Source organism: Streptomyces sp. NPDC057654, from assembly GCF_042800135.1.
In the GTDB taxonomy this organism is placed as follows: domain Bacteria; phylum Actinomycetota; class Actinomycetes; order Streptomycetales; family Streptomycetaceae; genus Streptomyces.
In genome coordinates, this window is sequence record NZ_JBHVHQ010001001.1 from 1 (window position 1) to 2,944 (window position 2,944).

2 protein-coding genes and 1 pseudogene are annotated in these 2,944 nt (G+C 75.8%); 2 read left to right on the forward strand and 1 reads right to left on the reverse strand.

The features are described 5' to 3' along the window. Window positions 1–226: 226 nt before the first annotated feature. Window positions 227–1,045: a PaaX family transcriptional regulator C-terminal domain-containing protein gene (locus tag ACFU99_RS39545; RefSeq protein ID WP_384402336.1), complete on the reverse strand. Its 819-nt coding sequence runs from the start codon at window positions 1,043–1,045 to the stop codon at window positions 227–229. A 100-nt stretch (window positions 1,046–1,145) separates the two neighbouring features. Between ACFU99_RS39545 and ACFU99_RS39550 the strand changes: the two genes are divergently transcribed. Further along, a complete protein-coding gene (locus tag ACFU99_RS39550; protein ID WP_384402339.1) occupies window positions 1,146–2,792 on the forward strand; it encodes an acyl-CoA dehydrogenase family protein in 1,647 nt (548 codons plus the stop codon). Beyond that, a pseudogene (locus tag ACFU99_RS39555) lies at window positions 2,789–2,944 on the forward strand (enoyl-CoA hydratase); the annotation flags it as partial. The gene ACFU99_RS39550 and the pseudogene ACFU99_RS39555, both read left to right, overlap by 4 nt.

The following is a 2,944-nucleotide window of genomic DNA, read 5'->3' on the forward strand; positions in this document are numbered from 1 at the left end:
GGGTGAGGGTGACCCCTTCCCGTACGGCCCGGTCGTCCTCGATCAGCAGCACGCGTGACATGCGATCAGTATCGATCGGATCGAGCCACGCTCCCGCACCGGGGGCCGCCGATCAGTGGAATTGTCACCGGCCGCTCACATTCCCGGGCGTTTGACGGCGGTATGCGGCCGCTGACGTCGCGGTACGGGCGCGCCGACCCCGGCGGAGGCCCCGCGTGGGCGGTCGTCACGCGCCGACGCAGCGCGCCAGGATGCGGCGGAACTCGTCCTCGAAGGCGTCGTACCCGGCGCGCAGCGCGTCGCCCGGCCAGTGCGGCGGCAGCAGTTCGGCGGGCAGCACGGGGTCGGCGAGGAGGTGGCGCAGGATGGCGGCGGAGACGGTGAACCGCTCCGCGAGCGCGTACGAGCCGGTCAGCGCCTGCTGGAGGGCGCGGGCCCGGCGCGCCCAGCCGTCGAGGTCCCACAGGGCGGCGGCCAGCTCCGCCGGGCGGTCGGATTCGGGGGCGCCGGTCAGCAGGGTGCACTGGGCGAGGACGACGGGCGGCCGGTCCCGTACGAGGTTGGCGGGGCGCAGCCAGGTGCCTTCGCGGAGTTCGGCGAGGCGCAGGGCGGTCATGGCCTGGCGGAGGGCGGTGCGCTCGGCGGCGGGGCGGCGCTCGGCGGTGACGACGGCGATCTCCCAGCCGCCGTCCCAGCGGCGGGTGCGGGGGGCGCGGCTGTCGTCCTGGCGGGCCTGGCGGGCGAGGAGCCGGTCGGTGAGCCGGTACGCGCCGTCGTGCTGGGCGAGGTCCCCGGCGGCGACCATGCGGGTGAGGGCGGTGCGGACGGCGCCCTCGGCGATGCCGAAGAGGTCGCCGACGCGCACCAGGGCACGGGCCGGGAGGGTCGGCGGGTGGTGGCCCAGCAGGGTGGAGAGCACGATCGAGCGGGCGGTCAGCGGCCGGAGGGCGAGGGGCCCGGCGGCTCCGGGTTCGGCTGTGCCGGAGTCGGCGGCGCCGGGTGCGGCGGTGTGCGGCTCGGCGCCGCCCGGTTCGGTGTCGTTCATGGCTGGCCACACCCTATCCATTACAGTTCTCCATCGCGCATCATGGAACTGTAATACCGATGGAACTGTAATACCGGAACGACGCAGCCCGGAGGTCGCCGTGAGCGCCACGCACGAAGTTCTCAACCAGGCCCCGCCCCTGACCGGCTTCAGCACGGCCGACGACGCCGCGCTGCTCGAAGCGCTGCGGCGGGACGGCGGGGCGTGGGGCGAGGCGGAGGTCCGCGCGCTCGGGGCGCGCGCCGGGTCGGCCGAGGTGCAGGACTGGGCCCGGATGGCGGAGGCGTCGCCGCCCGTGCTGCACACCCATGACCGCTACGGGCACCGCGTCGACGAGGTCGAGTTCCATCCGGCCTGGCACCAGCTGATGGCCGCCGCCGTGGAGAGCGGCCAGCACGCCGCCGCCTGGGCCGAGGAACGGCCGGGCGCGCATCTGGTGCGGGCCGCGAAGTTCTACGCCTGGGCCCAGGCCGAGCCCGGCCACGGCTGCCCCGTCTCCATGACGTACGCGGCCGTGCCCGCGCTGCGCGCGCGGCCGGAGCTGGCCGCCGCGTACGAACCGCTGCTCGCGGCCACCGCGTACGACCCCGCGCCGCGCCCGCCGCTGACCAAGCGGGGGCTGATCGCGGGCATGTCGATGACGGAGAAGCAGGGCGGCTCGGACGTACGGGCCAACACCACGGCGGCCGTGCCGGCGGGCGACGGCTCGTATCTGATCACCGGGCACAAGTGGTTCACTTCCGCGCCGATGAGCGATGTGTTCCTGGTGCTGGCGCAGGCGGAGGAGGGGCTGACCTGTTTCCTGCTGCCGCGGGTCCTGCCGGACGGCACGCGCAACGCGATGCGGCTGATGCGGCTCAAGGACAAGCTCGGCAACCGGTCGAACGCGTCCGCCGAGATCGAGTACGAGCAGGCCGTGGCGTGGCCGGTCGGCGAGCCGGGCCGGGGGGTGCGCACAATCGTCGAGATGGTCAACATGACGCGGCTGGACTGCGTGCTGGGGTCGGCGGCGGGGATGCGCGCCGGGCTGCGGCAGGCGCTGCACCACACGGCGCACCGGCGCGTGTTCGGCGCGGAGCTGATCGACCAGCCGCTGATGCGCGCCGTCCTCGCGGACCTCGCGGTGGAGTCGGAGGCCGCGACGGTGCTGGGGATGCGGCTCGCGGCGGCGCTGGACCGGTCCGAGGCGGGCGACGCGGCGGAGTCGGCGCTGCGGCGGCTCGCGCTGGCGGCCGGCAAGTACTGGGTGTGCAAGCGGGGCAGCGCGCACGCGGCCGAGGCGCTGGAGTGCCTGGGCGGCAACGGCTATGTCGAGGAGTCGGGGATGCCGCGGCTGTACCGGGAGGCGCCGCTGCTGTCCATCTGGGAGGGGTCCGGCAATGTCGCGGCCCTCGACGTGCTGCGCGCGCTCGCCAAGGAGCCGGCGGCGCTGGACGCCTTCTTCGCCGAGGTCGACGCGGCGGCGGGCGCGGACGCCCGGCTCGACGCGGCGGTGGCGCGGGTGCGCAAGCTGCTCGGGGAACTGTCCGATCCGGGGCGGGCCCAGCTGCTGGCGCGCCGGCTGGCGGAGCAGCTCACCCTCGTGCTCCAGGGCAGTCTGCTGGTGCGGCACAGTCCGCCGGCCGTCGCGGACGCGTTCTGCGCCTCGCGGCTCGGCGGCGACTGGGGGCACGCGTTCGGGACGCTGCCGACGGGTGTGGACCTGGGGCGGGTGCTGGAGCGGGCGGGTGCGGAGGGGGCGCGGTGAGCGTCCGCGTCGAGCGGGCGGGCGACGTCACCACGGTCGTCCTGTCCCGGCCCGAGGTCCGCAACGCCGTGGACGGGCCGACCGCCGCCGCGCTCGCCGACGCCTTCCGCGCGTTCGAGGCGGACGGCGGGGCGCGGGCGGCGGTGCTGTGG

Excerpts from the sequence above, each read along its gene's own strand:
- ACFU99_RS39545 (WP_384402336.1), bottom strand. The coding sequence starts at position 1,045 with ATGAACGACACCGAACCGGGCGGCGCCGAGCCGCACACCGCCGCACCC.